The sequence below is a fragment of the Corynebacterium pseudogenitalium genome (genome assembly GCF_024453815.1).
GTDB lineage: Bacteria > Actinomycetota > Actinomycetes > Mycobacteriales > Mycobacteriaceae > Corynebacterium > Corynebacterium pseudogenitalium.
This window is the reverse complement of the sequence record NZ_CP072934.1, coordinates 1,210,907-1,233,997: the sequence shown is the minus strand read 5'-3', so window position 1 is coordinate 1,233,997 and position 23,091 is coordinate 1,210,907. Positions and strand designations below refer to the sequence as shown.

22 protein-coding genes are annotated in these 23,091 nt (G+C 56.3%); 18 read left to right on the top strand and 4 right to left on the bottom strand.

Annotated elements, in window-relative coordinates; genetic code table 11:
• Window positions 1-24: 24 nt before the first annotated feature.
• Window positions 25-1,134: a quinone-dependent dihydroorotate dehydrogenase gene (locus KBP54_RS05920; protein WP_070477111.1), complete on the bottom strand. Its 1,110-nt coding sequence runs from the start codon at window positions 1,132-1,134 to the stop codon at window positions 25-27.
• Window positions 1,135-1,136: 2 nt separating this feature from the next.
• Window positions 1,137-2,219: a YncE family protein gene (locus KBP54_RS05915; RefSeq protein WP_256004997.1), complete on the bottom strand. Its 1,083-nt coding sequence runs from the start codon at window positions 2,217-2,219 to the stop codon at window positions 1,137-1,139.
• On the opposite strand from KBP54_RS05915, the gene KBP54_RS05910 reads away from it, so the two are divergent.
• From KBP54_RS05910 to KBP54_RS05870, 9 genes are all read left to right on the top strand, one after another.
• Window positions 2,218-3,075: an undecaprenyl-diphosphate phosphatase gene (locus KBP54_RS05910; RefSeq protein ID WP_070363518.1), complete on the top strand. Its 858-nt coding sequence runs from the start codon at window positions 2,218-2,220 to the stop codon at window positions 3,073-3,075. The genes KBP54_RS05915 and KBP54_RS05910 overlap by 2 nt on opposite strands.
• 64 nt (window positions 3,076-3,139) lie before the next feature.
• Window positions 3,140-4,369, top strand: coding sequence for a cysteine--1-D-myo-inosityl 2-amino-2-deoxy-alpha-D-glucopyranoside ligase (mshC, locus tag KBP54_RS05905; RefSeq protein WP_256004995.1), 1,230 nt, complete (start codon window positions 3,140-3,142; stop codon window positions 4,367-4,369).
• The gene (locus KBP54_RS05900; RefSeq protein WP_070477117.1) at window positions 4,362-4,745 is read left to right on the top strand and encodes a hypothetical protein; all 384 of its coding nucleotides are present in this window, start codon (window positions 4,362-4,364) and stop codon (window positions 4,743-4,745) included. Before mshC ends, KBP54_RS05900 begins: the two co-directional genes overlap by 8 nt.
• Window positions 4,738-5,406: an HAD family hydrolase gene (locus tag KBP54_RS05895; RefSeq protein ID WP_246814877.1), complete on the top strand. Its 669-nt coding sequence runs from the start codon at window positions 4,738-4,740 to the stop codon at window positions 5,404-5,406. The genes KBP54_RS05900 and KBP54_RS05895 overlap by 8 nt, the downstream gene beginning before the upstream one ends.
• 41 nt (window positions 5,407-5,447) lie before the next feature.
• Window positions 5,448-5,711, top strand: coding sequence for a phosphoribosyl-ATP diphosphatase (locus tag KBP54_RS05890; protein ID WP_070362457.1), 264 nt, complete (start codon window positions 5,448-5,450; stop codon window positions 5,709-5,711).
• Window positions 5,712-5,723: 12 nt separating this feature from the next.
• Window positions 5,724-6,572 (top strand): ATP phosphoribosyltransferase, encoded by an 849-nt coding sequence (gene hisG, locus KBP54_RS05885; RefSeq protein WP_070362458.1) that lies wholly within the window; start codon window positions 5,724-5,726, stop codon window positions 6,570-6,572.
• A gap of 101 nt (window positions 6,573-6,673) precedes the next feature.
• Complete coding sequence (gene aspA / locus KBP54_RS05880; RefSeq protein WP_070362459.1) at window positions 6,674-8,095, top strand: aspartate ammonia-lyase; 1,422 nt, start codon at window positions 6,674-6,676, stop codon at window positions 8,093-8,095.
• A 104-nt stretch (window positions 8,096-8,199) separates the two neighbouring features.
• Complete coding sequence (locus KBP54_RS05875) at window positions 8,200-9,513, top strand: anaerobic C4-dicarboxylate transporter (protein WP_071572620.1); 1,314 nt, start codon at window positions 8,200-8,202, stop codon at window positions 9,511-9,513.
• Window positions 9,514-9,528: 15 nt separating this feature from the next.
• Window positions 9,529-11,220 (top strand): formate--tetrahydrofolate ligase, encoded by a 1,692-nt coding sequence (locus KBP54_RS05870; RefSeq protein ID WP_256004992.1) that lies wholly within the window; start codon window positions 9,529-9,531, stop codon window positions 11,218-11,220.
• A gap of 29 nt (window positions 11,221-11,249) precedes the next feature.
• Here KBP54_RS05870 and KBP54_RS05865 read toward each other — a convergent pair whose 3' ends face one another.
• Window positions 11,250-12,059 (bottom strand): RecB family exonuclease, encoded by an 810-nt coding sequence (locus tag KBP54_RS05865; protein ID WP_070362462.1) that lies wholly within the window; start codon window positions 12,057-12,059, stop codon window positions 11,250-11,252.
• A 44-nt stretch (window positions 12,060-12,103) separates the two neighbouring features.
• Here KBP54_RS05865 and KBP54_RS05860 point away from each other — a divergent pair, with 44 nt between their 5' ends.
• The 3 genes from KBP54_RS05860 to arc are packed head-to-tail and all read left to right on the top strand — an operon-like array spanning window position 12,104 to window position 15,725.
• Complete coding sequence (locus KBP54_RS05860; protein WP_256004990.1) at window positions 12,104-13,348, top strand: M18 family aminopeptidase; 1,245 nt, start codon at window positions 12,104-12,106, stop codon at window positions 13,346-13,348.
• Between the two features lie 15 nt (window positions 13,349-13,363).
• The gene (locus KBP54_RS05855) at window positions 13,364-14,197 is read left to right on the top strand and encodes a tRNA (adenine-N1)-methyltransferase (RefSeq protein WP_070477125.1); all 834 of its coding nucleotides are present in this window, start codon (window positions 13,364-13,366) and stop codon (window positions 14,195-14,197) included.
• 10 nt (window positions 14,198-14,207) lie between these two features.
• Window positions 14,208-15,725 carry a proteasome ATPase gene (arc, locus tag KBP54_RS05850; protein WP_256004988.1) on the top strand — a complete coding sequence of 506 codons (1,518 nt, stop codon included), beginning with the start codon at window positions 14,208-14,210 and terminating at the stop codon, window positions 15,723-15,725.
• Here arc and pdxR read toward each other — a convergent pair.
• Entirely contained in the window at window positions 15,714-17,147 is a 1,434-nt protein-coding gene (gene pdxR, locus KBP54_RS05845) for a MocR-like pyridoxine biosynthesis transcription factor PdxR (RefSeq protein WP_256004986.1), read from the bottom strand. The two genes, arc and pdxR, sit on opposite strands and share 12 nt — an antisense overlap.
• 10 nt (window positions 17,148-17,157) lie before the next feature.
• Between pdxR and pdxS the strand changes: the two genes are divergently transcribed.
• Genes pdxS through KBP54_RS05815 form a run of 6 tightly spaced genes read left to right on the top strand, consistent with a single transcriptional unit; the run spans window position 17,158 to window position 23,069 of the window.
• Window positions 17,158-18,042, top strand: coding sequence for a pyridoxal 5'-phosphate synthase lyase subunit PdxS (gene pdxS / locus KBP54_RS05840; RefSeq protein ID WP_369822092.1), 885 nt, complete (start codon window positions 17,158-17,160; stop codon window positions 18,040-18,042).
• A gap of 41 nt (window positions 18,043-18,083) precedes the next feature.
• Window positions 18,084-19,595 (top strand): depupylase/deamidase Dop, encoded by a 1,512-nt coding sequence (dop, locus tag KBP54_RS05835; RefSeq protein ID WP_256004985.1) that lies wholly within the window; start codon window positions 18,084-18,086, stop codon window positions 19,593-19,595.
• Entirely contained in the window at window positions 19,588-19,773 is a 186-nt protein-coding gene (locus KBP54_RS05830) for a ubiquitin-like protein Pup (RefSeq protein ID WP_252930888.1), read from the top strand. The genes dop and KBP54_RS05830 overlap by 8 nt, the downstream gene beginning before the upstream one ends.
• On the top strand, window positions 19,770-21,185 hold the full coding sequence (gene pafA / locus KBP54_RS05825; RefSeq protein ID WP_256004984.1) for a Pup--protein ligase: 1,416 nt from the start codon (window positions 19,770-19,772) through the stop codon (window positions 21,183-21,185). The genes KBP54_RS05830 and pafA overlap by 4 nt, the downstream gene beginning before the upstream one ends.
• Window positions 21,175-22,131 carry a helix-turn-helix transcriptional regulator gene (locus KBP54_RS05820; RefSeq protein ID WP_070477132.1) on the top strand — a complete coding sequence of 319 codons (957 nt, stop codon included), beginning with the start codon at window positions 21,175-21,177 and terminating at the stop codon, window positions 22,129-22,131. The genes pafA and KBP54_RS05820 overlap by 11 nt, the downstream gene beginning before the upstream one ends.
• On the top strand, window positions 22,128-23,069 hold the full coding sequence (locus KBP54_RS05815; protein WP_070362471.1) for a helix-turn-helix transcriptional regulator: 942 nt from the start codon (window positions 22,128-22,130) through the stop codon (window positions 23,067-23,069). Before KBP54_RS05820 ends, KBP54_RS05815 begins: the two co-directional genes overlap by 4 nt.
• Window positions 23,070-23,091 lie beyond the last annotated feature (22 nt).

Here is a 23,091-nt window from a genome sequence, read left to right as displayed (position 1 = left end):
AATGCCCAAACGTAGGCCACTAGGCTAGTCGGAGCTCAAGGCGATCCAGGGGAGTTCGGAGCCAACAGCATCTGTAATATTGGAAAGTCCATGGGCTTTAAGTTGCTCCTGCAAGCCCTTGTGAATTCGGTAGATCCACCCCGGACCACCGTAAATAAACGGCGTATACCCCTGGAGAAGGCTTGCGCCGGATGTAATACGCTCCCATGCCTGCTCTGGTGTCGAAATGCCACCGGAACTGACAAGTACGAGTTGGTCGCCGACTCGCGCATGGAGACGTCGCAAAACCTCCAGTGCGCGGCTGTTGAGCGGCGCGCCGGAAATACCACCCGCCCCCATGGCTTCCACTTCGGCAGCATCGGTTCGAAGGCCTTCGCGGGAGATGGTCGTATTGGTCGCCACGATGCCGGCAAGGTTCAATTCGACGGCCAGGTCTGCAACTGCGTCGATATCCTCGTCGCTGAGATCAGGAGCAATTTTTACCAGCACAGGCGTCGTAGTTGCCGTAGTAACCACGTCAAGGATTGGCCTCAACGATTCAACTGACTGAAGGTTGCGAAGCCCAGGGGTGTTTGGGGAAGAAACATTGACAACAAGGTAGTCCGCCAGAGGGCCGAGCACAGTCGCGGTAGCTCGGTAGTCTCCAACTGCGTCCTCGGAGAGCTTATTTTTCCCGATGTTGATTCCAACGATCTCAGGAGTCTTCCGTGCTCGGAGACGCTCTGCAATGCTCAGCGCGCCATCGTTGTTGAAGCCCATTCGGTTGAGGATCGCTTTGTCCTTCGGCAAGCGATAGAGCCGTGGACGTTCGTTTCCGGGCTGTGCCTTCGGGGTCACAGTTCCTAATTCCGCATAACCGAAGCCGATCGCCGACCACGTGTCCGGAGCTTCCGCGTTCTTATCGAATCCTGCAGCGAGACCCACCGGGGCGGGGAAACGCACGCCGAACAACGTCTGCTCGAGAAGCGGGCCGTCGACACGTACGACACGAGTCATAGCTCGGGTGAGGGGAGTTAGGCGTTGTAGGGTTTTCAGCCCGCCCATGATGATGTCGTGGATGCGCTCAGGCGGAATTGTAAACATTCCCCGAAGTGCGAGCCCATATACCGTGTCGTACAAATTGCGTTGATTCATTTCTATTTGGCCTCAATGCTTTCAGTGGAAATTATTTGCAGGCCACTACCTGACGCAGATCCGATAATGAGTGTTCCGTCAGAGAGCGCTGCAATACTTTGTGCATCTGGAACTGTACTGACCTGAGCACGTTCAACGGGGACGCCGTGGGAAATGTCATAGGCAGTCGCCAGGTTCCTTTCGGTTGAAGTCACCCACGCGAGCTTATTAGCGCTATCCCACGCGACGTCCCACGCTCCGGAGGGCACAGGCACACTCTGCTGGAGACGAATGACTTCATTGGTGGTGTACACGAGTAGCTGGTTACCCGTCGCATCCGCAGCGAGCACCAGACCGTGCTCTCCAGCAGCAACCTTGCCGACGCCAAGCCCAGCGCGCAACGTTGCCCCCTGACGTCCAGTGCCCCAATCAAGGTCCTGAATGGTGGTGTCAAATGTGTTCACGCGCACCACGGAATCGGCACCACCATCTACCGGAACAGCCTGCAGCTGGTCAGTTTCGCGCGCGACAGAAAACTCCTTTTTGAGCTCACCGTTGCTATACAACCACACTGATTTCGCACTGTCGCTTCCGGCTAAAACACTGCCGTCCGAGGCGACAGTTGCCACAGTCACCGGGTGGTCGGTAGCAACTTTTTGAAGCCCCTCTTTGTTAATGATGACAATGAAATCTCCGCACCCTACCGCAAACTGACCAGCGTTTGCCGAGACTTCACCGCAAGCATCCTCCAACTTGAACTCTTCTACTCGGTTTTCTTCGAATTGTGCGCTGGTCCCAACGTAAAGCGCATCCGGGGTGCGCACACCAATCAAGTCGTTCGTTTGATCCACATCGACGATGGTGTCAAATTGAAGCAACTGGCCGTCAGGATGTGCCGAAGGGGGTGACGCAACTGGTTCAGCGCTACCCATACTTATGGCGTCATTTGGGTCAACGACATCGGGGGTACACGCCGCAACAGCCAAAGCTACGGCCATAATGGGCAGCATTAAGGCGACTTTTCGTTTTGTTCTCACGGAGGTCAACCTTATCAATGCTGTACGCATGTGGGGATTTTTCTCCGCACGGGTAAGGTTTTCCAACATGATTGCCGCCTCTCAGTTAGCAGAGTCAATGACATGGGCTCAAGTGATTGTCCTCTCGGTCGTCCAAGGTTTAACCGAGTTCCTTCCAGTCTCATCGTCAGGACACCTCCGCATTGTGTCCGAGCTTTTGTGGGGCGAGGACGCTGGCGCGAGTTTTACCGCTGTCATTCAGCTCGGCACCGAACTCGCTGTGCTGGTCTTCTTTGCGAAGGACATTTGGAGGTTCCTCTCTGGATGGTGTGTCGGACTGTTTGATAAGACGAAGCGCGGGTTCGATTACCGGATGGGATGGATGGTCATCGCTGGCACTATTCCAGTCGGGGTGCTTGGCTTTGCTCTGAAAGACTTGATCCGTGAGAACTTCCGCAACCTTTGGATTACTGCAACGGTTCTCATTTTGTTTTCGTTCGTGTTCATCTTGGCGGAAAAGCGCGGGACGAAAAAGCGTAGCTTCGAGCAGCTGACAGTAAAAGATGCCATCGTGATGGGCCTGTGGCAGTGTCTAGCTCTCATTCCGGGTGTTTCGCGTTCGGGCGGCACTATTTCGGGCGGTCTCTTTTTGAACCTTGAGCGGGAAGTAGCAACTCGTTTTTCGTTCCTCTTAGCTATCCCGGCAGTGCTCGCATCAGGCATCTTCTCACTACCGGATGCGTTTGATCCGCAAGCAGGGCAAGCAGCAACAGGTCTGCAGTTGCTCGTCGGAAGCGCTATCGCATTTGTTTTGGGATATATTTCCATTGCTTGGCTGCTGAAGTTTGTTTCGCACCACTCATTCTCCTGGTTTGCTGCGTACCGCATACCTCTTGGCATCATCGTGATGGTGCTGCTGGCTACCGGAGTTATGCAACCGGTGTAGGCAATGCTTGCCTTTGAACGCCGGTAACCGCGCATGATGAGCATGCCGCGGTATGGTGGTCACTATGCATTCTTGGCCACAACCTGTAGTCCCTGCTGTCTCTGGTACTCCGGTGCCGCTGTCTCTGTATGACACCGCAGATAGGGTGGTAAAGCCCGTTAACACAGCTGCCCATCACTCGGGGAAGGTGGGGATGTACGTCTGCGGCATCACCCCATACGACTCCACTCACCTTGGACACGCAGCTACGTACCTCTCCTTTGATCTCGTCTATCGTCAGCTCCTTGCTAACGGCCACGACGTTCATTACGTGCAGAACATCACCGATGTCGACGATCCATTGTTCGAGCGCGCGGAGCGAGACGGCGTCGATTGGCGCGAGCTGGGAACGGAACAGATCAACCTTTTCCGCAGCGACATGGAAGTGCTCTCAGTCATACCGCCTCAGGACTATGTTGGCGCGATGGAGACTGTCGATGAGGTCATTGAGATGGTGCAGCGCTTGCTCGACGTCGGCGCAGCGTACCGCCTAGACCACGGTGATATTTACGCTGATATCACCGCAACCAAACAGTTTGGATACGAGTCAAACATGACGCGCGAGCAGATGGAGCATTTCTTTGCCGAGCGCGGGGGAGACCCTGACCGTGAGGGGAAACGAGACTCACTCGATGCGCTGGTGTGGCGTGGACACAGGGAAGGGGAGCCCGCGTGGGATTCTCCCTTCGGCCCCGGCCGCCCAGGTTGGCACGTCGAGTGCTCTGCCATCGCTGCGAACCGTCTCGGCGTACCGTTTGCAATCCAAGGCGGAGGCTCGGACCTAGCGTTTCCACATCACGAGTTTTCTGCCGCGCATGCTGAGGCTGCGACTGGAGAACAACGGATGGCACACCACTACGTGCACGCGGGAATGATCGCGCTTGAGGGAGTGAAGATGTCGAAATCTCTCGGCAATCTCGTCTTTGTGCACAAGCTAACAGAACAGGGACACTCAGCGTCTGCGATTCGCCTTGCCGTCTTCTCCGGCCACTATCGCCAAGACCGCGATTTCTCCTACGAGGCACTCGATCAAGCAGAGCATCGACTCAAGTCGTGGCACACAATTCTTTCTCAGACAGATCAGCAGTCTCGCGTGGAGCAAACAATTCAAGATTTGCGCCAGGCCCTTGCTGACGACCTCGACACACCAACTGCGATTCAAATTATCGACGCCGCCAAAGGCGATTACAACGGGTTACTTCGACAAGCTATCGAAGGCTTACTCGGTGTAAAGGTAGGCAGCAACGATGAGTAGTCTCCGATCCACATTCCAATCCGATGTCGACGAGTTCATCGAGGATTTGAGGGTGTTTGCATCCGGTGAATATTTGCAAGAGCAGGACCTCGAACTCTGGGAAGCCCCATTTGACCCTGCCGTATTACCTGAGCTCCGTGAAATCCTCGAGATTTTTCTCGACACTGCGTCGCTCGTCGCGCAGCCGGTTGACGACGCCACCATCAGCGACCTCTACACGGGCCTCATTGCCAATCTTGAAGAGTTCAACGCTAAGCATCAATATGCCGTGCTCGAGCCAGAGGAGATGTCGGACATCGAGGGAATTTTCGCGAAGGTCTCGGCACAGATTGGCGCGGATCCATCCGTCGTCCAGGAGCTGTTCAATCGTGAGTAGGGTTCGCGCTCCCCAAGCTGTGCTGTGGGATATGGATGGGACGCTCATCAATACCGAGCCGCTTTGGGCGCAAGCAACCTTTGAGCTGTCTGAGTTTTTGGGCAAGAGGCTTTCTGCGGAGGAGCGTCGAAAAGCGGAGGGCGTCAGTTTCCCCACAGCGTTGAGCATCATCACTACTTGGACCGGGTATTCCTTGCAGCCCGGAGATACAGAGCGGCTGAAGCGGTGGATGCAAGAACGGATGCAGCAACTCCTAGGGCAAGGTATTGAGCTGAACCCGGGAATACGCCACGTCCTTGACATACTGCGGGACCATGGCATTCCGATGGCCATTGCGACGAACACAGAACGCGCGCTCGCTCAAACCTGCATTGACTTCATCGGCAACGATTACTTTCAAGCAACCGTGACTGGAGATGAGGTATCCAACCCAAAACCAGCTCCGGATATGTATCTGAAAGCAGCGCAGTTGGTTGGTGCTGAGCCGTCGCGCTGTATCGCAGTTGAAGACTCTCAGGCGGGAATGCAAGCAGCGATTAGGGCAGGTGCACGGGTGCTCGGCTTGGCCGACTATGTCCCGAAGCCGGCCACAAGAATCACCTTCAGCGATTTACAGTCTGCGACACTTCATGATGTTGCAAGGTGGTATTCCGCGCCATAAACCGCGCTCAAAGCTCTTCTGTTTCCGCTAAGGTGTTGTGCGTGAAGGACTTCGATCAACTTTTTGCTCAGCTCACTGAAACTGCCGACTCCAAGCGCCCTGACTCAAGCACGGTGCAAGCGTTAGAGAAGGGCGCCCATTTCATCGGCAAGAAAATCATCGAAGAAGCTGGTGAAGTGTGGATCGCTGCCGAGTATCAGTCTGACGAGGAGCTGGCGGAGGAAATGAGCCAGCTGATGTACTGGACCCAGGTAATGATGCTGCAACGAGGTCTTACCCCTGATGACATCTATAAATACCTCTAAGGATTTCGCCTGATGATTAAGTTTGCGGTTCCAAATAAAGGCTCTTTGTCAGAGAAGGCGCTCCAGATTCTCAAAGAGGCCGGTTACAAGGGGAGGGGCACGTCAAAAGCCCTGAATATCTGGGATGAAGAAAACGGTATTGAGTTCTTCTTCCTGCGCCCAAACGACATCGCTATTTACGTTGCTCAAGGCCACCTTGACCTGGGTATCACTGGGCGAGATTTGGCACTCAATTCCCATGCCGAAGTAGAAGAAGTACTTCCGTTGAGCTTTGGTGCATCGACATTCCGGTTTGCTGCCCCGCAGTCTGAAACGTGGGCGGTGCCTGATTTGGAAGGTAAGCGGATAGCAACTTCATACCCGCACCTCGTGATTGACTATCTTGACGGGCTCGGCATCACTCCGAAGGAAGTCATTGAGCTTGACGGCGCTGTTGAGATTTCGATCAAGTTGGGCGTCGCGGACGTTATTGCTGACGTCGTATCCACTGGTACGACGCTACGACAACATGGGCTGGCACCATTTGGGGAGCCCATTCTTGCCAGCGAAGCCGTCGTCATCAAGCGTAAGGGCGTAACGCTAGCAAACGAACATGAGGTAGTGCTTCAGCGTATCCGCGGCATCTTGAACGCAGAGAACTTCCTGATGCTCGATTACAACATTTGCAGAGATGACCTCGACAAAGCCAGCGAACTTACACCAGGCATGACGGGGCCGACTGTCTCGCCGCTGTCGCGCGACAACTGGGTCGCGGTGCGCGCTATGGTTCCGCGAACCCAAGCGAATGCGGTTATGGACGCTCTCTCTGAAATTGGCGCGGAAGCCATTTTGGCCACTCAGCTGCGCATTGCACGCCTATAGGATTTTCAATTAATCACCGATAAGTCACCCCTATCCCTATTATTGGGGTGATTAGGTGGCCCAAAAGTTGTATAGCGTCGAATTTGCGTACAATCAGTGGCATGAGTAATCGAATTGAAGAAGATCTGCTTGGCACACTCGAAGTGCCCTCCGACGTCTACTACGGCATCCACACCCTGCGTGCCGTCCACAACTTCCCGATCTCCGGCCAGACCATCAATGACCTGCCAGAGTTCATTCGTGGCATGGTGGAAGTAAAGAAAGCCACCGCACTGGCCAACAACCGCCTCCACGTTCTGCCAAAGAAGAAGGCGGACGCCATCGTCAAGGCCTGCGACGAGATCCTCGACAACGGTCGCTGCATGGACCAGTTCCCAATCGACCAGTTCCAAGGTGGCGCTGGCACGTCCCTGAACATGAACACCAACGAGGTTGTCGCAAACCTCGCTCTTGAGATCCTCGGTGAAGAAAAGGGTAGCTACGACATCATCAACCCGAATGATGACGTCAACATGTCCCAGTCCACCAACGACGCATACCCGACCGGCCTTCGCCTCGGTGTGTACTACGCCGTCCAGGGCCTGCTGACCGAGCTTGAGGAGCTCACCAAGGCGCTCAACGCTAAGGGTGAAGAGTTCGACGACATCATCAAGATGGGGCGCACCCAGCTCCAGGACGCAGTCCCGATGACGCTCGGCCAGGAATTCACTGGCTTCGGCGCACTGCTTGAGGAGGAACTGGACGTCATCAAGTCCGCAGCACAAGCACTGCTGACCGTCAACCTCGGTGCAACCGCAATTGGTACCGAGCTCAACACTCCAGACGGCTACCGTCAGAAGATCGTTGAGGCTCTCGCGGAAGTCACCAAGCTGGATATCAAGGGCGCACCGAACCTGATTGAGGCAACGTCCGATACCGGCGACTACGTATGGATGCACTCCGCACTGAAGCGCGCCGCGATGAAGATCTCTAAGGTATGTAACGACCTGCGCCTGCTGTCCTCCGGCCCACGTGCTGGCCTGAACGAGATCAACCTGCCGGAAATGCAGGCTGGCTCTTCGATCATGCCTGCGAAGGTGAACCCTGTCATCCCTGAGGTTGTAAACCAGGTGTGCTTCAAGGTCTTCGGCAACGACGTTGCCGTCCTGACCGCATCTGAGGCTGGCCAGCTCCAGCTCAATGTCATGGAGCCGGTAGTTGCCGAGGCCCTGTTCAATTCCATCCGTCTCCTCACCAACGCAGTCCGTACGCTGCGTGAGAAGTGCATCGTTGGCATCACCGCTAACAAGGATGTGTGTGAGGCCTTTGTGAACAACTCCATCGGCATCATCACATACCTGAACCCAGTGATCGGCCACCACAATGGTGACGTCATCGGTAAGGAAGCTGCTGCTACGGGTAAGAGCGTTCGTGATCTTGTTCTCGAGCGTGGCCTGCTCACGGAGGAGGAGCTGAAGGTTGTGCTGGGCAAGGACAACTTGATGCACCCAGAGTACCGCGGCGAATTTTTCGACGAGGACTAATCAACCAAAAGTAGTAAATCTCACACTCCCCTGATTCGGTAGTTATCGCCTCTTAGTGCGATAATGGAAGCGAATACTAATTCGACCGAATCAGGGGAGTTCCTGTGTTACTTGTGGTACAACTCATCATCCTGTTCGGCGCCATTGTGCTCGGCGCCCGGATGGGTTCCATTGCTATCGGTTTTGCCGGTGGCCTTGGCGTTTTGCTTCTCGGACTCACTGGCATGTCCGTAACTGCCGATGACATCCCCTTTGATGTCATCGGCATCATCATGTGTGTGATCGCTGCTATTTCTGCAATGCAGCTGGCGGGGGGCATGGACTACCTCGTTTACCTCGCTGAGAAGTTCCTACGCCGCAATCCAAAGCGCGTCACAGTGTACGCGCCAATCGTTACTTGGTTGATGACCGTGCTGGCAGGCACTGGCCACACCGCTTTTTCCACTCTTCCAGTTATCGTTGAGGTTGCTAAGGAGGGCGAAGTTCGCCCGTCCCGCCCGCTTTCGGTCGCAGTCATCGCATCACAGATGGCAATTGTTGCCTCGCCGATTTCTGCTGCAGTCGTCTTTATGGCCTCCGTACTTGAGCCACTGGGCGTCGGATACCTGCAGTTGCTCGGCGTCATGATTCCTGCGACCTTCCTCGCGATCTTCCCAACCGCTTGGGTTTCAAACAAGCTTGGTAAAGACCTTGTTGACGACGAGGTGTACCAGCGTCGCCTCGCAGACGGATTGGTTGCAAAGTCCACGACTACTTCGAGCAGCTACCAGCCGAAGGACGGCGCGAAGGCATCCGTGTGGATCTTCCTTGTCGCAATTGTCATCGTTATGTTCTACGCGACGATCATCTCCGATCAGATCGGTCTCATCGAGAACCCAACCGTCCCTCGTAACGAGGCAATCATGGCGATCATGCTTTCGGCTGCCGCTGCGATCCTGCTGATTACGAAGTCCCGCGCAGCTGAGGTCTTGAACACCCAGGTGTTCCGCTCCGGTATGTCCGCGTCAGTTTGTGTGCTCGGTGTTGCTTGGCTGGGTACCACCTTCATCAACCATTACATTGAGGACATTCAGAACATCGCTGGCGACGTCTTGACGGCACAGCCGTGGCTGCTTGCTGTCGTCCTGTTCTTCGCAGCGTCGCTGCTGTACTCGCAGGCCGCTACCGCGAAGGCACTTATCCCAGCTGCTCTCGCTATTGGCGTCAGCCCGCTCACCGCTGTTGCAGCATTCCCAGCAGTGTCCGCACTGTTCGTGCTGCCGACGTACCCAACCCTGCTTGCAGCAGTGGAGATGGACGACACGGGCTCGACCCGAATCGGCAAGTACGTCTTCGACCACCCATTCATTCTGCCGGGTATCGTCTGCATCGCAGTCTCGGTAATTCTCGGCTACCTCATTGGGGCGGTGCTGATTTAAAGCTAGACTGGGGGCATGTCTACACAACATCACGACAGCCCCAAGTCCGAAGTTCTAACTGATGTGGAGATCGCTCAAGCGCATACGCTTGAACCGATCTCCACTATTGCGTTCAAGGCCGGTATTTCCGAAGATGCGCTGATTCCATATGGCAAGTACATGGCCAAGGTCGACCCCTCGCTTGTCAAGGACGATAAACAAGGCAAGATTATTCTTGTCACAGGTGTTTCTCCAACCCCAGCGGGGGAGGGGAAGTCGACTACCCTGATTGGCCTTACCGATGCGTTCACGAATCTTGGCAAAGACGCCATCGTTGCACTCCGTGAACCGTCGCTCGGCCCTGTGATGGGTTTGAAGGGCGGCGCGGCAGGTGGTGGCTACTCGCAGGTGGTTCCGATGGAGAACATTAACCTCCACTTCACTGGGGACTTCCACGCGATTACCAGTGCGAACAATACGTTGGCTGCGATGATCGACAACCACATTCACCAGGGCAACGAGTTGAATATCGACCCGCGGCGTATTACGTGGCAGCGGTGCTTGGACGTCAACGATCGTTCCCTGCGAAACGTAGTAACTGGTCTGGGGGGACCAGCCCACGGAGTACCGACGGAGACTGGATTTACGATTACCGCGGCTTCGGAAATTATGGCAATCCTCGGTCTTGCGAACGACCTTGACGACCTCCACGAACGCCTGGCACAAATCACTGTCGGTTTTACCTACGATCGCAAGCCGGTGACTGCGGGTGAGCTTAATGCAGCCGGGGCTATGACAGCGCTGCTAAAAGACGCATTGAAGCCGAACCTTGTGCAGACCATGGGTGGCACTCCTGCATTTATCCATGGCGGTCCGTTTGCAAACATTGCCCATGGTTGCAACACCTTGATTGCCACGAAGACAGCACAGAAGTGTGCTGACTACGTCTTTACGGAAGCAGGATTCGGGGCTGATCTCGGCGCGGAAAAGTTCTTCGATATCAAGTCACATTACGGTGACCTCGACGTGGCTGGCGCGGTAGTGGTCGCCACTATCCGTTCTATCAAGTACAACGGTGGTGTTGACCGCTCCGATCTCAAGTCTGAAAACCTGGATGCGCTGGCGAAGGGCATTGTGAACCTTGAGCGGCACGTCGAAAACCTTCGTAAATTTGGTGTCCGCCCTGTCGTGGCACTCAATCTGTTCACTTCTGACACGGATCGTGAGCGCGCTTGGATGGCAAAGTGGGCGAAGGATTTCGGTGTTGCACTGGAAGAGGCCGAGGTATGGGCGAAAGGCGGTAAAGGCGCCGAGAAGCTGGCAAAGACGGTCCTCGACAATCTGGTCGAAGGTGCTTCGTCGTCGCTGTACAACCCGGAGGAAGGTGTCGAGCAGTCAATCGAGACGATTGCCCGCGAGGTATACCGCGCGGCAGATGTTCAGTACTCGGATGCGGCGCGGAAAGACCTCGAGAACTTGCGTGCGAGTGGTGCAGATGCCCTACCGGTATGTATCTCAAAAACGCAGTACTCGTTTAGCGACGACCCCTCTCGCCTCGGAGCGCCTGAGGGGCACACACTGCATGTGCGTCAGCTCATTCCGCGTACGGGTGCCGGATTCGTACTAGCACTCACTGGTGCTGTAATGACGATGCCTGGCCTGCCGAAAAATCCAGCAGCCAACAACATTGATGTTGACTCGAGTGGCAACATCAAGGGGCTATTCTAGTTTTAGCCTGCAGTGGTCCGTCGCGGTGTTTACTCCACATCCGCCGCGGACCCCGGCCACCCAGGGTACTGCGGTGGCGTCCCGCCGAACTCCGGGCAGTACGCCTGAAACGCACACCAATCACAGAGCCTGGAACGTTTTGGTCGGAACTGTCCGGTTTCACCGTCACGGGTAATTTTGGCCCAAAGTTCACCGAGGTCGCGCTCGAAGTACTCGAGTTCTTCACTTGAAGGGGTAAGGAAGAGTGAGTCTGCCACCTTGAGATACATGAGCCGCAGTTGATCAGGTATTTCGTTGAAAAGCCGCCAGTACACCAGTGCGTAGAACCGCATCTGGAACTTCGCGTCGTGTGAGAACCTTGGCTGTGGTTTCTTGCCGGTCTTGTAGTCAACGACCCTGATTTCACCAGTTGGCGCGACGTCAACGCGGTCGATGAAGCCTCGCACGGGCACACCGTTAGGCAGCACAGTATTGACGTACATTTCTTGCTTGTGTGAGTCAAAGCCAAGTGGGTTTTCCATCTGGAAATATCCGCGTAGGAGCGTGCGGGCGTCGATAAAAAGCAGTTGTTCGTCCTCGATGGGGTCTGCAACGCTGGGGTCCTGTTCGCACATCTTCTGCCATGCGGGGACGATGAGTTTGACCGCCGCAGGGTAGGTGCGTTGTTCGCGTTCCATCCCAAACAGTTCCTCGAGGACGGCATGCACGAGGGTGCCTTTGACCTGGGGCTCAGTTTTGGGTTCTTCGATTTTGTCGATCGCTCGCAGCCTGTAGAGCAGTGGGCATTGCTGGTAGTCGGACGCGCGCGAGGGGGACAGGGCTAACGGTTTCGCTTTCATATTCGTCCTATCCTAGTGGTTTCTCTCGAGCTAGACTCGCACGTATGACTACATCGATTGATTCGTTTCTTCGATTTCTTAGTGCGAGCCCGAGCGCGTTCCACGCAGCTAACCAAGTTCGCTCGTTGCTCGTAGGCAAAGGATTTCTTGACGACGCCAGCTCCACTGCATCTCCCACAACTCCGGGTGGCCATGTGGCCGTCGAAGGAGGGGCAGTCGTAGCGTGGTGGATACCCGAAGAGTTTGACTCCGAGACCAGCCGATTTCGGATTGTTGGGTCACATACGGATTCCCCGGGGCTTATGGTGAAGCCGAGGCCTGACGTTGAGGGAGAGGGGATACATCAGGTGGCAGTTGAGGTCTACGGCGGGCCGATTTTGCAGAGTTGGTTCGACCGTGACCTTGCCTTTGCGGGGCGTGTGGTTGACTCGAGTGGGAAGACCCACTTGGTAAATTCTGGTCCGATTGCTCGGGTCCCGAACCTCGCAATTCACTTGTACCGAGCGGATACGCCTCCGGTTGAGCGCCAACAACACACGCAGCCGGTGCTCGGCGTGGATCGTCCGCTCTTGGAAGTCATCGGTGAGCAAATTGGGTTGGGTGGCGAGTCAATTGCTGCGCACGAGCTGATTACGGTAGATACGCAGCCTGGTGCAGTGATTGGTAACATGCTGATGGCTGGTCGGCTTGACAACCTTACCAGTGTGTGGGCGAGCCTAGAAGCGCTGATTGAAGCCCAACGTGAGGCAACACATTCCGATGTATTGGTTCTCGTCGCGTTCAACCACGAAGAGGTCGGTTCAAACTCACCGACGGGCGCAGCAGGCCCACTACTCGAGCGATTCCTACGACGAATCGCGTCCGGGCTGGGGGTCAATGACTTCCTGAGCCTCTGCGCTAGGTCTTCGATGATCTCAGCCGACGCTGCTCACGCGGTGCACCCGAACTATGCAACAAAGCACGATCCTTCGCATCGCCCTTTGCTGAACGCCGGGCCTGTCCTGAAGGTGAACGCAAATCAGCGCTACGCCTCCGACGCGGAAACTGAGGCAACGTGGCTTCGCGCTTGCGAGGCGGCGTGTGTGCCGAACCAGGTGTTCGTCGGAAACAACGACGTCCCTTGCGGTTCGACGATCGGACCTATCGCCGCGACGCGCCTTGGCATCCCTACCGTGGATGTTGGTGTTCCGTTGCTCTCGATGCACTCCGCCCGTGAAATGTGTGGGGTAGAGGATATGAAGTGGTTTGTACAGGCGCTCCACGCCTTTTACACGGATGCGCGAGTGTAAGGCATACTGAACAACATGTATTCAGGTCCATTTCGCGTTGGCGATAAAGTCCAACTCACGGACGCAAAGCGTCGCCACTTCACCATCCAACTCGTTGAAGGAGGGCAGTTTCACTCACATAAGGGGATTGTCAGCCACGACGACATCATCGGCGCGCACGAAGGCTCGGTGGTGAAGTCCACCTTGGGTGCGGACTATCTCTGTTTCAGGCACCTTCTCGTTGATCACGTGTTATCCATGCCGCGCGGCGCCGCGGTCATTTATCCAAAGGATGCCGCTCAGATTCTCGTCGAGGGTGACATTTTTATGGGTGCGCGCGTGTTGGAGGCCGGCGCAGGTTCCGGTGCTCTCACGATGTCGCTCTTGCGTGCTGTCGGGCCCGATGGCCATGTGTTTTCCTACGAGATTCGCGATGATCATCTGAAGTTCGCGAAAGACAACGTAGAGGACTACTTCAATGGTCGCCCTGATTGGTGGACACCGCGTCTGGGAGATTTCGGTGAGGTCACTCAAGAGGACCTTGGCGGACCAGTTGACCGCGTGATCTTGGACATGGTTGAGCCGTGGCACTTCATCGACACCGTTAAGAATGTGTTGATCCCCGGTGGCGTTTTCATGACGTACGTGGCAACAGTCCCGCAGCTGATGAACATTATGGAGGGCATCCGCGAGGCAAAGTGCTTTACGGAACCTCGCGCATGGGAAACCCTGCTGCGTGAATGGAAGGTCGAAGGTCTGGCAACTCGACCAGAACACCGCATGAACGCGCACACTGCATTTCTCGTGTGGACGCGCCGACTCGCGGACGGAGTGACACCACCTCGTCCGCAACGGCGCGCGCGTCGCTAAGATTCCTTGTATGACTGAACGCTTGCCCGAAGTCCAGGTACTCACACGCGACAACCAGCAGCTCCGCGCGCGCAATGCACAGCTTGCGGACATGCTCAAAACCAGTCGGGACAAGCTGCAAGAGCTCTACGAACAGGTCGAGTCCCTCGGCGACCCAGCTTCGACGTACGGCCTGTTCCTTGCGTCCACTGGCAATGGGACAGACGCTGAAGTCTTTACAAGCGGTCGGCATATGCGTGTCAAGGTCGCGCCAACGATCGCGATCGACCGAGTGAAGCCGGGGTCGCTGGTGAGGCTTGGCGATGGCAGCGTGGTACTCGAGGTCTGCCAATATCCTGCTGTGGGCCAGCTAGCTACGCTCGTTGAAAAGCTGGACGCCGGTCGCGCTATTGTGCAAGACATCCAGGGAACGGAGCACGTCGTACGGCTTACAGACGAGCTACAGCGTGAAAGCCGTGCCGGTGACACGTTGCTTACTGATGTGCGCGCACAGTTCGCGTTTGAGCGCATTGCAAAGACCGAGGTGAACCAGCTTTCACTCGAAGAAGTACCCGACGTGACGTATGAGGACATCGGCGGGCTCCAAGAACAGATTGAGCTCATCCACGATGCGGTTGAGCTGCCGTTCGCGCACCCTCACCTTTACCAGCAGTATGACTTGAAGCCCCCGAAGGGCCTGCTACTGTACGGCCCGCCCGGGTGCGGTAAGACGCTGATTGCGAAAGCGGTCGCGAATTCGTTGGCGCACCGGCTTGGTCATAGTGCGTCGGCGCACTTCATCAACGTGAAGGGCCCCGAGCTGCTGAATAAGTTCGTGGGAGAGACCGAGCGTAGAATCCGGCTGATTTTCGAGCGTGCGAGGGAGCTCGCCTCGGAAGGTCGCCCCGTGATCATTTTCTTCGATGAGATGGAGTCGATCTTCCGTACCCGCGGTTCGGGGGTGTCCTCCGATATGGAAACGACAGTTGTGCCGCAGCTGCTCACAGAGATTGACGGCGTAGAAGATATTTCGAACGTCATCGTCATCGGCGCGACGAATAGGGAAGAGCTCATTGACCCTGCGATTCTCCGACCTGGACGCCTCGATATCAAGGTGCGGATTTCACGCCCGACTAAAGCTGAGGCCCTCGATATCTTCGGCCGGTACTTACGCCCTGAAGTCCCTCACGCAGCTCCTATCGAGGAGCTTTCTGAGATTGCCGTCGAGGAGTTGTTTGCGCCGCGGCCTTTCGTCCGTCTCCGGTTGATTGATGGCTCTGAGGAGACGTTGCATTACTCTGACTTTGTGTCTGGTGCGATGATCGCGAACATTGTCAGCCGCGCCAAAAAGCTTGCTATCAAGGCCGCTATTTCCGGCGAGTCAGATACCGGCGTTACTGCGGAGCACCTGCGTGCGGCGGTTCGCGCGGAGCAGCAGGAAAATGAGGACCTGCCAAATACTGCCGACCCAGATACTTGGTCGCGCCTAGCCGGTCGACATGGCAAGCAAGTGGTCGCTGTGGAGGTCGTCGCTAGGTCAGCATCCTAGAAACTCAGCGAGGGAGCGCGTTGCGGCATCAAAGTCTTGGTCGCTCAGCGTTGAGAAACTGAGTAGTGCAAAACAGTCTTCGCCAGCGCCAGTTGAATCACCGGTCGCGCAAACGCAGCCAGCGCGTTTCAGCTGCTCCCTGAAGCGCTGCAGATCGCGTTGATGAGAAAACTCAACGATAATGTCAGCGCTACTCGTGTTGCTCATAGCAGCGTTGCTCGCACCACTGACTTCGGCAATACGCTCGAGGAGTGGGGTTACTTGTCGACGCCGCTTCGCAAGCCTAGTGTGAAACGCCTTGGTGCTTTTCCGGACGGTGCCATCAGTCAGTAGGTGCGCGATCGCGTGTTGGGTAACTGTCGACACCGGCATTCCTAGCACTTCCCGGGTCTCTTGCACCGAGGAAAACGTATCCGGTGTGGTGACGATGTAGCCGGCGGAAAGCTGCTTGTGCAGCAGCGTTGTGAAAGTACCGAGCGTGAGCACATTGCCTGAGTTCGGTAGAGCACTCAGTGTCGGTTGGGGAGCGGTTCGGTAGCGCAGTTCTGTGTTGAAGTCATCCTCGATGAGCAACGTACCCGTTGCCGATGCCCATTCGAGTAACTCAACGCGTCGGCGTACTGTCATGACACCGCCAAACGGCGGCACGTGTGCTGGCGTGATGAGCAGTGCGTCGATGTCGCATGGAAGCTGCGAGACCAACACGCCTTCGTCGTCACATTGGCAGGGCACCGTCGCATGGCCTGCGAGAGCGATCACGGAACGAAGCCCGCTAGACTCCGAAGTTTCAACACCAACCCGGACGCTGTTGCCAATAGACATCAGCGTGAGCAGTAGTCCTTCGCGGGTCCCACCGGTGACGATGACCTCCTCCGGAGCAACGTGAAGCCCACGAGCTACTCGCAGGTGCTCGGCGATTGCAGTCCGTAGTTTCGGCTCGCCTTGTGGGTCGGCCTGTTTCGGCACGCAATATGAGGCTTCGCGCCATGCACGGTGCCAGGCTGCCGGGCGGATCATGCCGTCGATACCTGATGTTGGGACCAGCGAAAGTACTGCAGGTGTTGACGCCTCGTTGGATGCTCTTTGCCTCCGTTGTATCGACTGCTTCGGTACTCGGAGCTCAGGATGAATCCTTGTTGGTGCTCCCTGCGTGGTATCCAGATAGCCTTCGCTGATGAGCTGATCGAACGCGCTGACCACGGTCCCACGCGATACGCCGAGTTGGGCAGCAAGCTCGCGGGTAGATGCGATGGTGTCTCCGGGTCGCAGTGTGCCTTCGGCAACTGCGGTTCGGATTTGCGCTGCGATTTGGGCAGGAAGTGAAAGTGATGCGTTACGCGAGACTGGAAAGAACATACTCACCAACTGGTACAAAATATTGCTGTAAAACTGGACCTCGTAATCGTCCAGATCGTACCGCATGATGGAACCCATGACTGATTTTTCGAAACATGCAGAGTTGACCAATAGCTTGCGCGGCGGCGTCATCATGGACGTCGTGACCGCAGAGCAGGCGAAGATTGCGGAGAATGCCGGCGCCGTTGCCGTCATGGCACTTGAGCGAGTCCCGGCAGACATCCGTGCCCAGGGAGGGGTGGCGCGTATGTCCGACCCCGACCTCATCGAAGAGATCCTCGACGCGGTGGAAATTCCAGTCATGGCAAAGGCGCGCATCGGACACACGGTCGAGGCCGCGATCTTGGAGCATCTCAAAATCGATTACATCGATGAGTCCGAGGTGCTCAGCCCAGCTGACTATGTCAACCACATCGATAAGAACGCATTCGACACCCCCTTCGTGTGCGGTGCGACAAACTTGGGTGAAGCACTTCGCCGCATCAATGAAGGCGCGTCCATGATTCGTTCCAAAGGCGAGGCTGGTACTGGTGATGTCTCCGAGGCCACGAAACATATCCGCACTATCAAAGCCCAAATCGCACAGCTGCAGGCTACGGTAGCGTCTAACCCAGATGAGCTCTACGTCGCGGCGAAAGAGCTGCAAGCCCCATATGATCTGGTGAAGTACGTTGCTGAACACGGCGAGCTTCCCGTTGCCCTGTTCACCGCTGGTGGCGTTGCAACACCAGCTGACGCAGCTCTGATGATGCAGCTTGGCGCTGACGGCGTCTTCGTTGGCTCGGGTATCTTTAAGTCCGAGCATCCAGAGAAGCGCGCGGAAGCTGTCGTTCGTGCAACCCGCAACTGGCAAGACATCGCCGAAGTCACAGCAGCTTCACGCGGCCTTGGCGAGGCAATGGTTGGCATTAACGTAAGCGATCTGCCTGCGCCGCATCGCTTGGCTGAGCGCGGCTGGTAAATGCCAGCACGGGAGGTAGCGTCGCGGTACAGTCGTGAGCCATGGGACGTTTCATGGGAACAGAAACTGAGTATGGCATCACGACTCCGAGCGACCCGACGCTCAGCCCGCTCATAACCTCGACGCATGCTGTCGTGGCATACGCTGCGATGCATACGAGTGCTCGAAGCCGATGGGACTACGCGGAGGAACACCCGCTGAAGGATGCTCGCGGATACGACCTCCAACGCTATCGGACGGTTCCTGTTGTCGACCCAAACGCGATTGGCGTGGCTAATGTGGTGACTACTAACGGTGCTCGGTATTACGTCGACCACGGCCATCCTGAATACTCCTCCCCGGAAGTTGATAACGCCTGGGATGCCATGCTGTACGACGCCGCTGGTGATCTCTACCTGCGGCAGTCCATGGACGACATCCGCGATCTCTGGGACGAAGGTATTTCGGTGCTTGACGGCGCTGCACCATGCCCACCCATTAAGTTCTACAAGAACAACGTCGATGGCAAGGGCCAGTCGTACGGTAGTCACGAAAACTACCAGTACTCACGCCACACTGACTTCGCAGCGGTGGTAGAGGGGCTCATTCCGTTCTTCGTCACTCGGCAGGTCATCGTTGGCGCCGGACGAGTCGGCATCGGGCGCGAAAGTGAACATGCCGGTTTCCAGATTTCACAGCGCGCAGACTACTTCGAGCAGGAAATCTCACTCGAAACGACACTGAACCGAGGCATCATCAACACGCGCGACGAACCACACGCTGACGCTACACAGTTTCGACGCCTCCACGTCATCATCGGTGACGCCAACATGAGCCAGTACTCCAACTTCTTGAAGATGGGCATGGCCAAACTCGTGCTCGACGCAATCGAAGTTGGAGTGGACTTCTCGGACCTCACCATCCAGGACCCGGTTGCTGAGCTGCAACGCATCTCCCACGACCCAACGTGCACACACAAACTACTTCTTGCCAACGGTAGGCGCTGCACAGCAATCGAGGTGCTCCGGGAAATCCGAGATCGGGTGCAGGGGCTGCCAAACGAAGGGGACGTCGATAAGCGAGTGCTCGCTCTTTGGGCTGAAGTGCTCGATGATCTCGCAGTCGACCCACTGCGCACCGCGGATCGCCTTGATTGGACGGCCAAGTGGGCGCTTGTGCGCTCGTTCATGGACCGAGGAGTAGCCGCGGACGACCCAAAGTTGAAAATGATCGACATCCAGTACGCTGACATAGATCCTGCGAAATCGCTGTATCACGCACTCGTCCGAAAAGGATCGATACGGACGCTAGTAGGCGATGAGGAGATTGCTCACGCAGCAAAGAACCCGCCGAGAAACTCCCGCGCGTACTTCCGTGGCAAGGTAACCGAAAAGTTTGGGGAAGAGATCGCGGCATCGAGTTGGCAGTCCATCGTTTTCAGGATTGAGGATCGAATGGTCCGCGTGCCGCTCGACGATGTCAATGGCTGGACGGATGAGCAAACTGCCCAAATCATCAACCGCGCTACAACGGCATCGGAGCTGCTAAACGCGCTAGGGTATAAGCATGTCTAAGCAGCAACAAATGTTCGGTGGAGGAGACACCCCGGAACCGCAGAATGAAGAAGGCAGCAACGCCCAAGCCCAGGTCGAGGTGACAGGCACTGACGATTTACTCGATGAGATTGATGCCTTGCTTGACACGAACGCTGAGGAGTTTGTGCGCTCATTCGTTCAAAAAGGTGGCCAATGAGTTCCGAACACCCTGCGCTGTATGCGCGCCGAATCATGGGGGTAGAGACGGAGTTTGGGCTCGCCGCCTACGCACATGGGCAATCCATCCTTGGCCCGGAAGAGCTTTCGCGCTACTTGTTCCGGCCGGTAGTTTCGCGCTATCGGTCGTCGAATATCTTCACCCAGAATGGCTCTCGGCTCTATCTCGACGTAGGTGCGCACCCTGAAATCGCGACGCCAGAGTGCGACTCACTGATGCAGCTCTTGCAATACGACAAGGCTGGCGAGATGCTCTACCACCAGCTTGCGCTGCATGCAGAGGAAGCCCTTGCACAGGAGGGGACTCCGGCCCAGGTGTACCTGTTTAAGAACAACGTCGACTCACAGGGCAACTCTTACGGTGCACACGAGAATTATCTAGTGAGTCGAGAAATCGTCCTGAAGTCATTCAGCAAGCAGCTCCTGCCTTTTTTGATTACGAGACAGCTAATATGCGGCGCAGGAATGATCAATAAGGGCAAGTTTGTGCTGTCCCAGCGCGCCGACCAGGTGTGGGAAGGGGTTTCATCTGCCACCACGCGCACGCGTCCCATTATTAACACTCGAGATGAGCCACACGGAGATTCTCATCGATTCCGCCGAATGCACGTCATCGTCGGTGACTCCAACATGTCGGAAACTACGTTCGCGCTCAAGGTAGGCGCGACGCAGCTGGTCATTGAGATGCTCGAGGCTGGCTTCCCGATGCCGAACGTGGAGCTCGAAGATCCGATCAAGCATATTCGAGCGATTGCGCTCGACCCGACTGGCCAAACGCTCCTTACTTGTAAAGATGGTTCAACTGTTACAGCACTCGCGGTGCAGCAACAGATTCTTGACGCCGCCACAAAATGGCTGACACAACGGCCAGACGAGGGAACCTCAAACGAGGAACTCGGTCGGGTAGTGGAGCTATGGCAAAGAGTGCTGACTGCAATCGAGACGCAGGATTTCTCTGCGGTTGACACAGAGATCGACTGGGTGATCAAACACAAGCTCTTAGAGCAGGTTCGTGAAAAACTAGACACGGACTGGTCACATCCGAAATTGGCACAGATTGATTTGACCTATCACGACATCAACCCGGAGCGTGGTCTGTTCTACCTGCTGCAACGCAAAGGCCTCGCGGCGCGTTGGACTACCGACACGGACATTCGAATGGCTGCTGAGCAGCCTCCTGCCACGACTCGCGCCGCGCTGCGGGGCAGGTTCCTCTCAGCTGCTCGGGGCTACAACGCGGAGCACAACGTCGACTGGGTGCACCTGAAAGTAAACCGTCCAGAGCCTCGAACGCTCAAGCTTCTCGATCCCTTCGAAACCGAGAACGCTGACGTCGACGCCTTGATCCAATACATCGTGGACAACCATCAGCAGGAGCATCATGACACGTAGTGATGTAATGACTTCCCGGCAGCTGAACTTGGCGTTCGCGTTACTGGGGTCACCGCGTCCGAGGACACAGCAGTGGATTGCCAAGCACGTCGACGGATACGCTGATCGAACTCCAGAGGCCCTGGAAAAACTGATTAAGCGCGACGTCGACGACCTTCGCCGTGTTGGCGTGCCCGCAGAAACTCGAGCAGGCGAGGCATGGATCGAACACGATAAGTACGAACTCGAGCCGCTCAACCTCACTGTTGAGGAGGCAACGGCGCTTGGCCTCGTAGTTGATCTCAGCCAGGCGGGACGCCTAGGCGCGTTTGCGCGATCCGGTTGGACAAAGATCGCGGCATCTGGCGTTACCAGGATGTTTGATAGCCCAACCATTGCGTTCGTCGACAACGACATCATCAACCTCGACCCTGATGTACTCAAGGCGGCCTTGGCTTGCGCACGCACCAAGACCCGCATGACGTTCGATTTTCAGCCAGCTCCAGGTACGTCGCTCCAGCGCCGAACGCTCGACCCGTGGAGCGTCGTACCTCTCAATAACAAGACTTACCTTGTTGGTTGGGACTGCGATCGCGGCCAAGAGCGCGTCTTCAGACTGATGAAGGTGAGCAACATCAGGAAGTCGAAGAATCAGACATCGTTTCACGACGCCACCAAGGACCCGCGTGACGTACTTCAGAACGTACTTCGTGGCCCGCTTGCCGATGCCGTGGTGGAAATTTCAGCTGGTGTAGGCGAGGAGCTATCGCTGCAAGGAGAGCGCTCAGAAGGCTCTGCAGCGGGTCTGGACCGGATAGCTGTCAGTGGGGTCGAACGCGACTGGCTCGTGCGCACTCTCGCGAGCCTTGCTCCGCATGTGCGCTCAATTACGCCGCCCGATATCCACGAAGAGGTATCTGCGCTCTTGCGCAAACAGCTTCGAGGACAGGAACGAGTTGAAGCATGAAGCAAAACACTGCAGTCGAACGCCAGGTGCGTCTGGCACGGCTTTTAAACCTGTTGTCATACCTGTCGCAGCACCCAGATCGTTCACCAATGGAAATAGCGCGGGACATCGGAACTGACGCGGAACAGGTGAAAAGCGACTTGGCGATGCTCCATTTGTCGGGAGTTGGCAATGGCCCCGGGGAGATGATTGATCTCAAACATTCGTGGACCGAGGTGACCGTCATTGACGACCAAGGTTTGAGTCGGCCCTTGCGTCTCACACCAACCGAGGCAAACACATTGTTACTACTGCTCGACTCATTCGAGACCATGCCAGGCCTGCTCGACCAAGCGGCGCTGAGTTCTGCAGCAGAGAAGTTGCGAGCTGTAGTTGGCAGTACCTCCGTGCTTGACGCGGATGGGGAGCAAAGCGATCAAGAATCCATCCTGGGGATACTTCAAAGTGGTTTGCAGCAAGGCGTTCAAGTGCAGGTGACATACTTTTCGCCTTCCTCCGATACGCTTCGTGAGCGCCAGTTGACCGGTATTCGGTTCTTTCACCAAGGTGGTCACACCTATTTCACGGCGCTGGATAGAGGAGAGGAGAAGAGCTTCCGAACTGACCGAATTCGTGAAGCTCGGTTGACCGAAGTTCCAGCCGACCGTTCTGCGGTGGGCAAGACGTTTGACGGCTCCGACCCGTTTGGCTTCGACTCCGAAAACATCGCTAACCTACTCGTATCTTCCGATGCGACATGGCTTGCGGACTACTGGGAAATCGAAATCGGTGATGCCTATGATGACGGACGGATTGAGGCAACCATGGTCTACGGGTCCGCGGACTGGCTTATCCGTTTCTGCCTTAGCCAAGGAGACCGCATCGAACTCATCGGTCCGCCAGAGCTGGCTGATGAGGCACGCCGTCGTGCGTTTTCCGGCTTAGAGGCATTAGAATAGCGGAGGACTCTACCCAAGCAGT

What these genes read in the sequence shown, in the direction of transcription:
- hisG (WP_070362458.1), top strand. Translation starts at nt 5,724, where the DNA reads ATGATTAAGTTTGCGGTTCCAAATAAAGGCTCTTTGTCAGAGAAGGCG.
- mshC (WP_256004995.1), top strand. Translation starts at nt 3,140, where the DNA reads ATGCATTCTTGGCCACAACCTGTAGTCCCTGCTGTCTCTGGTACTCCG.
- pdxS (WP_369822092.1), top strand. Translation starts at nt 17,158, where the DNA reads ATGACTGATTTTTCGAAACATGCAGAGTTGACCAATAGCTTGCGCGGC.
- arc (WP_256004988.1), top strand. Translation starts at nt 14,208, where the DNA reads ATGACTGAACGCTTGCCCGAAGTCCAGGTACTCACACGCGACAACCAG.
- KBP54_RS05900 (WP_070477117.1), top strand. Translation starts at nt 4,362, where the DNA reads ATGAGTAGTCTCCGATCCACATTCCAATCCGATGTCGACGAGTTCATC.
- KBP54_RS05860 (WP_256004990.1), top strand. Translation starts at nt 12,104, where the DNA reads ATGACTACATCGATTGATTCGTTTCTTCGATTTCTTAGTGCGAGCCCG.
- KBP54_RS05870 (WP_256004992.1), top strand. Translation starts at nt 9,529, where the DNA reads ATGTCTACACAACATCACGACAGCCCCAAGTCCGAAGTTCTAACTGAT.
- dop (WP_256004985.1), top strand. Translation starts at nt 18,084, where the DNA reads ATGGGACGTTTCATGGGAACAGAAACTGAGTATGGCATCACGACTCCG.
- KBP54_RS05820 (WP_070477132.1), top strand. Translation starts at nt 21,175, where the DNA reads ATGACACGTAGTGATGTAATGACTTCCCGGCAGCTGAACTTGGCGTTC.
- KBP54_RS05830 (WP_252930888.1), top strand. Translation starts at nt 19,588, where the DNA reads ATGTCTAAGCAGCAACAAATGTTCGGTGGAGGAGACACCCCGGAACCG.
- KBP54_RS05915 (WP_256004997.1), bottom strand. Translation starts at nt 2,219, where the DNA reads ATGTTGGAAAACCTTACCCGTGCGGAGAAAAATCCCCACATGCGTACA.
- pdxR (WP_256004986.1), bottom strand. Translation starts at nt 17,147, where the DNA reads ATGCGGTACGATCTGGACGATTACGAGGTCCAGTTTTACAGCAATATT.
- aspA (WP_070362459.1), top strand. Translation starts at nt 6,674, where the DNA reads ATGAGTAATCGAATTGAAGAAGATCTGCTTGGCACACTCGAAGTGCCC.
- pafA (WP_256004984.1), top strand. Translation starts at nt 19,770, where the DNA reads ATGAGTTCCGAACACCCTGCGCTGTATGCGCGCCGAATCATGGGGGTA.
- KBP54_RS05920 (WP_070477111.1), bottom strand. Translation starts at nt 1,134, where the DNA reads ATGAATCAACGCAATTTGTACGACACGGTATATGGGCTCGCACTTCGG.
- KBP54_RS05855 (WP_070477125.1), top strand. Translation starts at nt 13,364, where the DNA reads ATGTATTCAGGTCCATTTCGCGTTGGCGATAAAGTCCAACTCACGGAC.
- KBP54_RS05910 (WP_070363518.1), top strand. Translation starts at nt 2,218, where the DNA reads ATGATTGCCGCCTCTCAGTTAGCAGAGTCAATGACATGGGCTCAAGTG.
- KBP54_RS05865 (WP_070362462.1), bottom strand. Translation starts at nt 12,059, where the DNA reads ATGAAAGCGAAACCGTTAGCCCTGTCCCCCTCGCGCGCGTCCGACTAC.
- KBP54_RS05815 (WP_070362471.1), top strand. Translation starts at nt 22,128, where the DNA reads ATGAAGCAAAACACTGCAGTCGAACGCCAGGTGCGTCTGGCACGGCTT.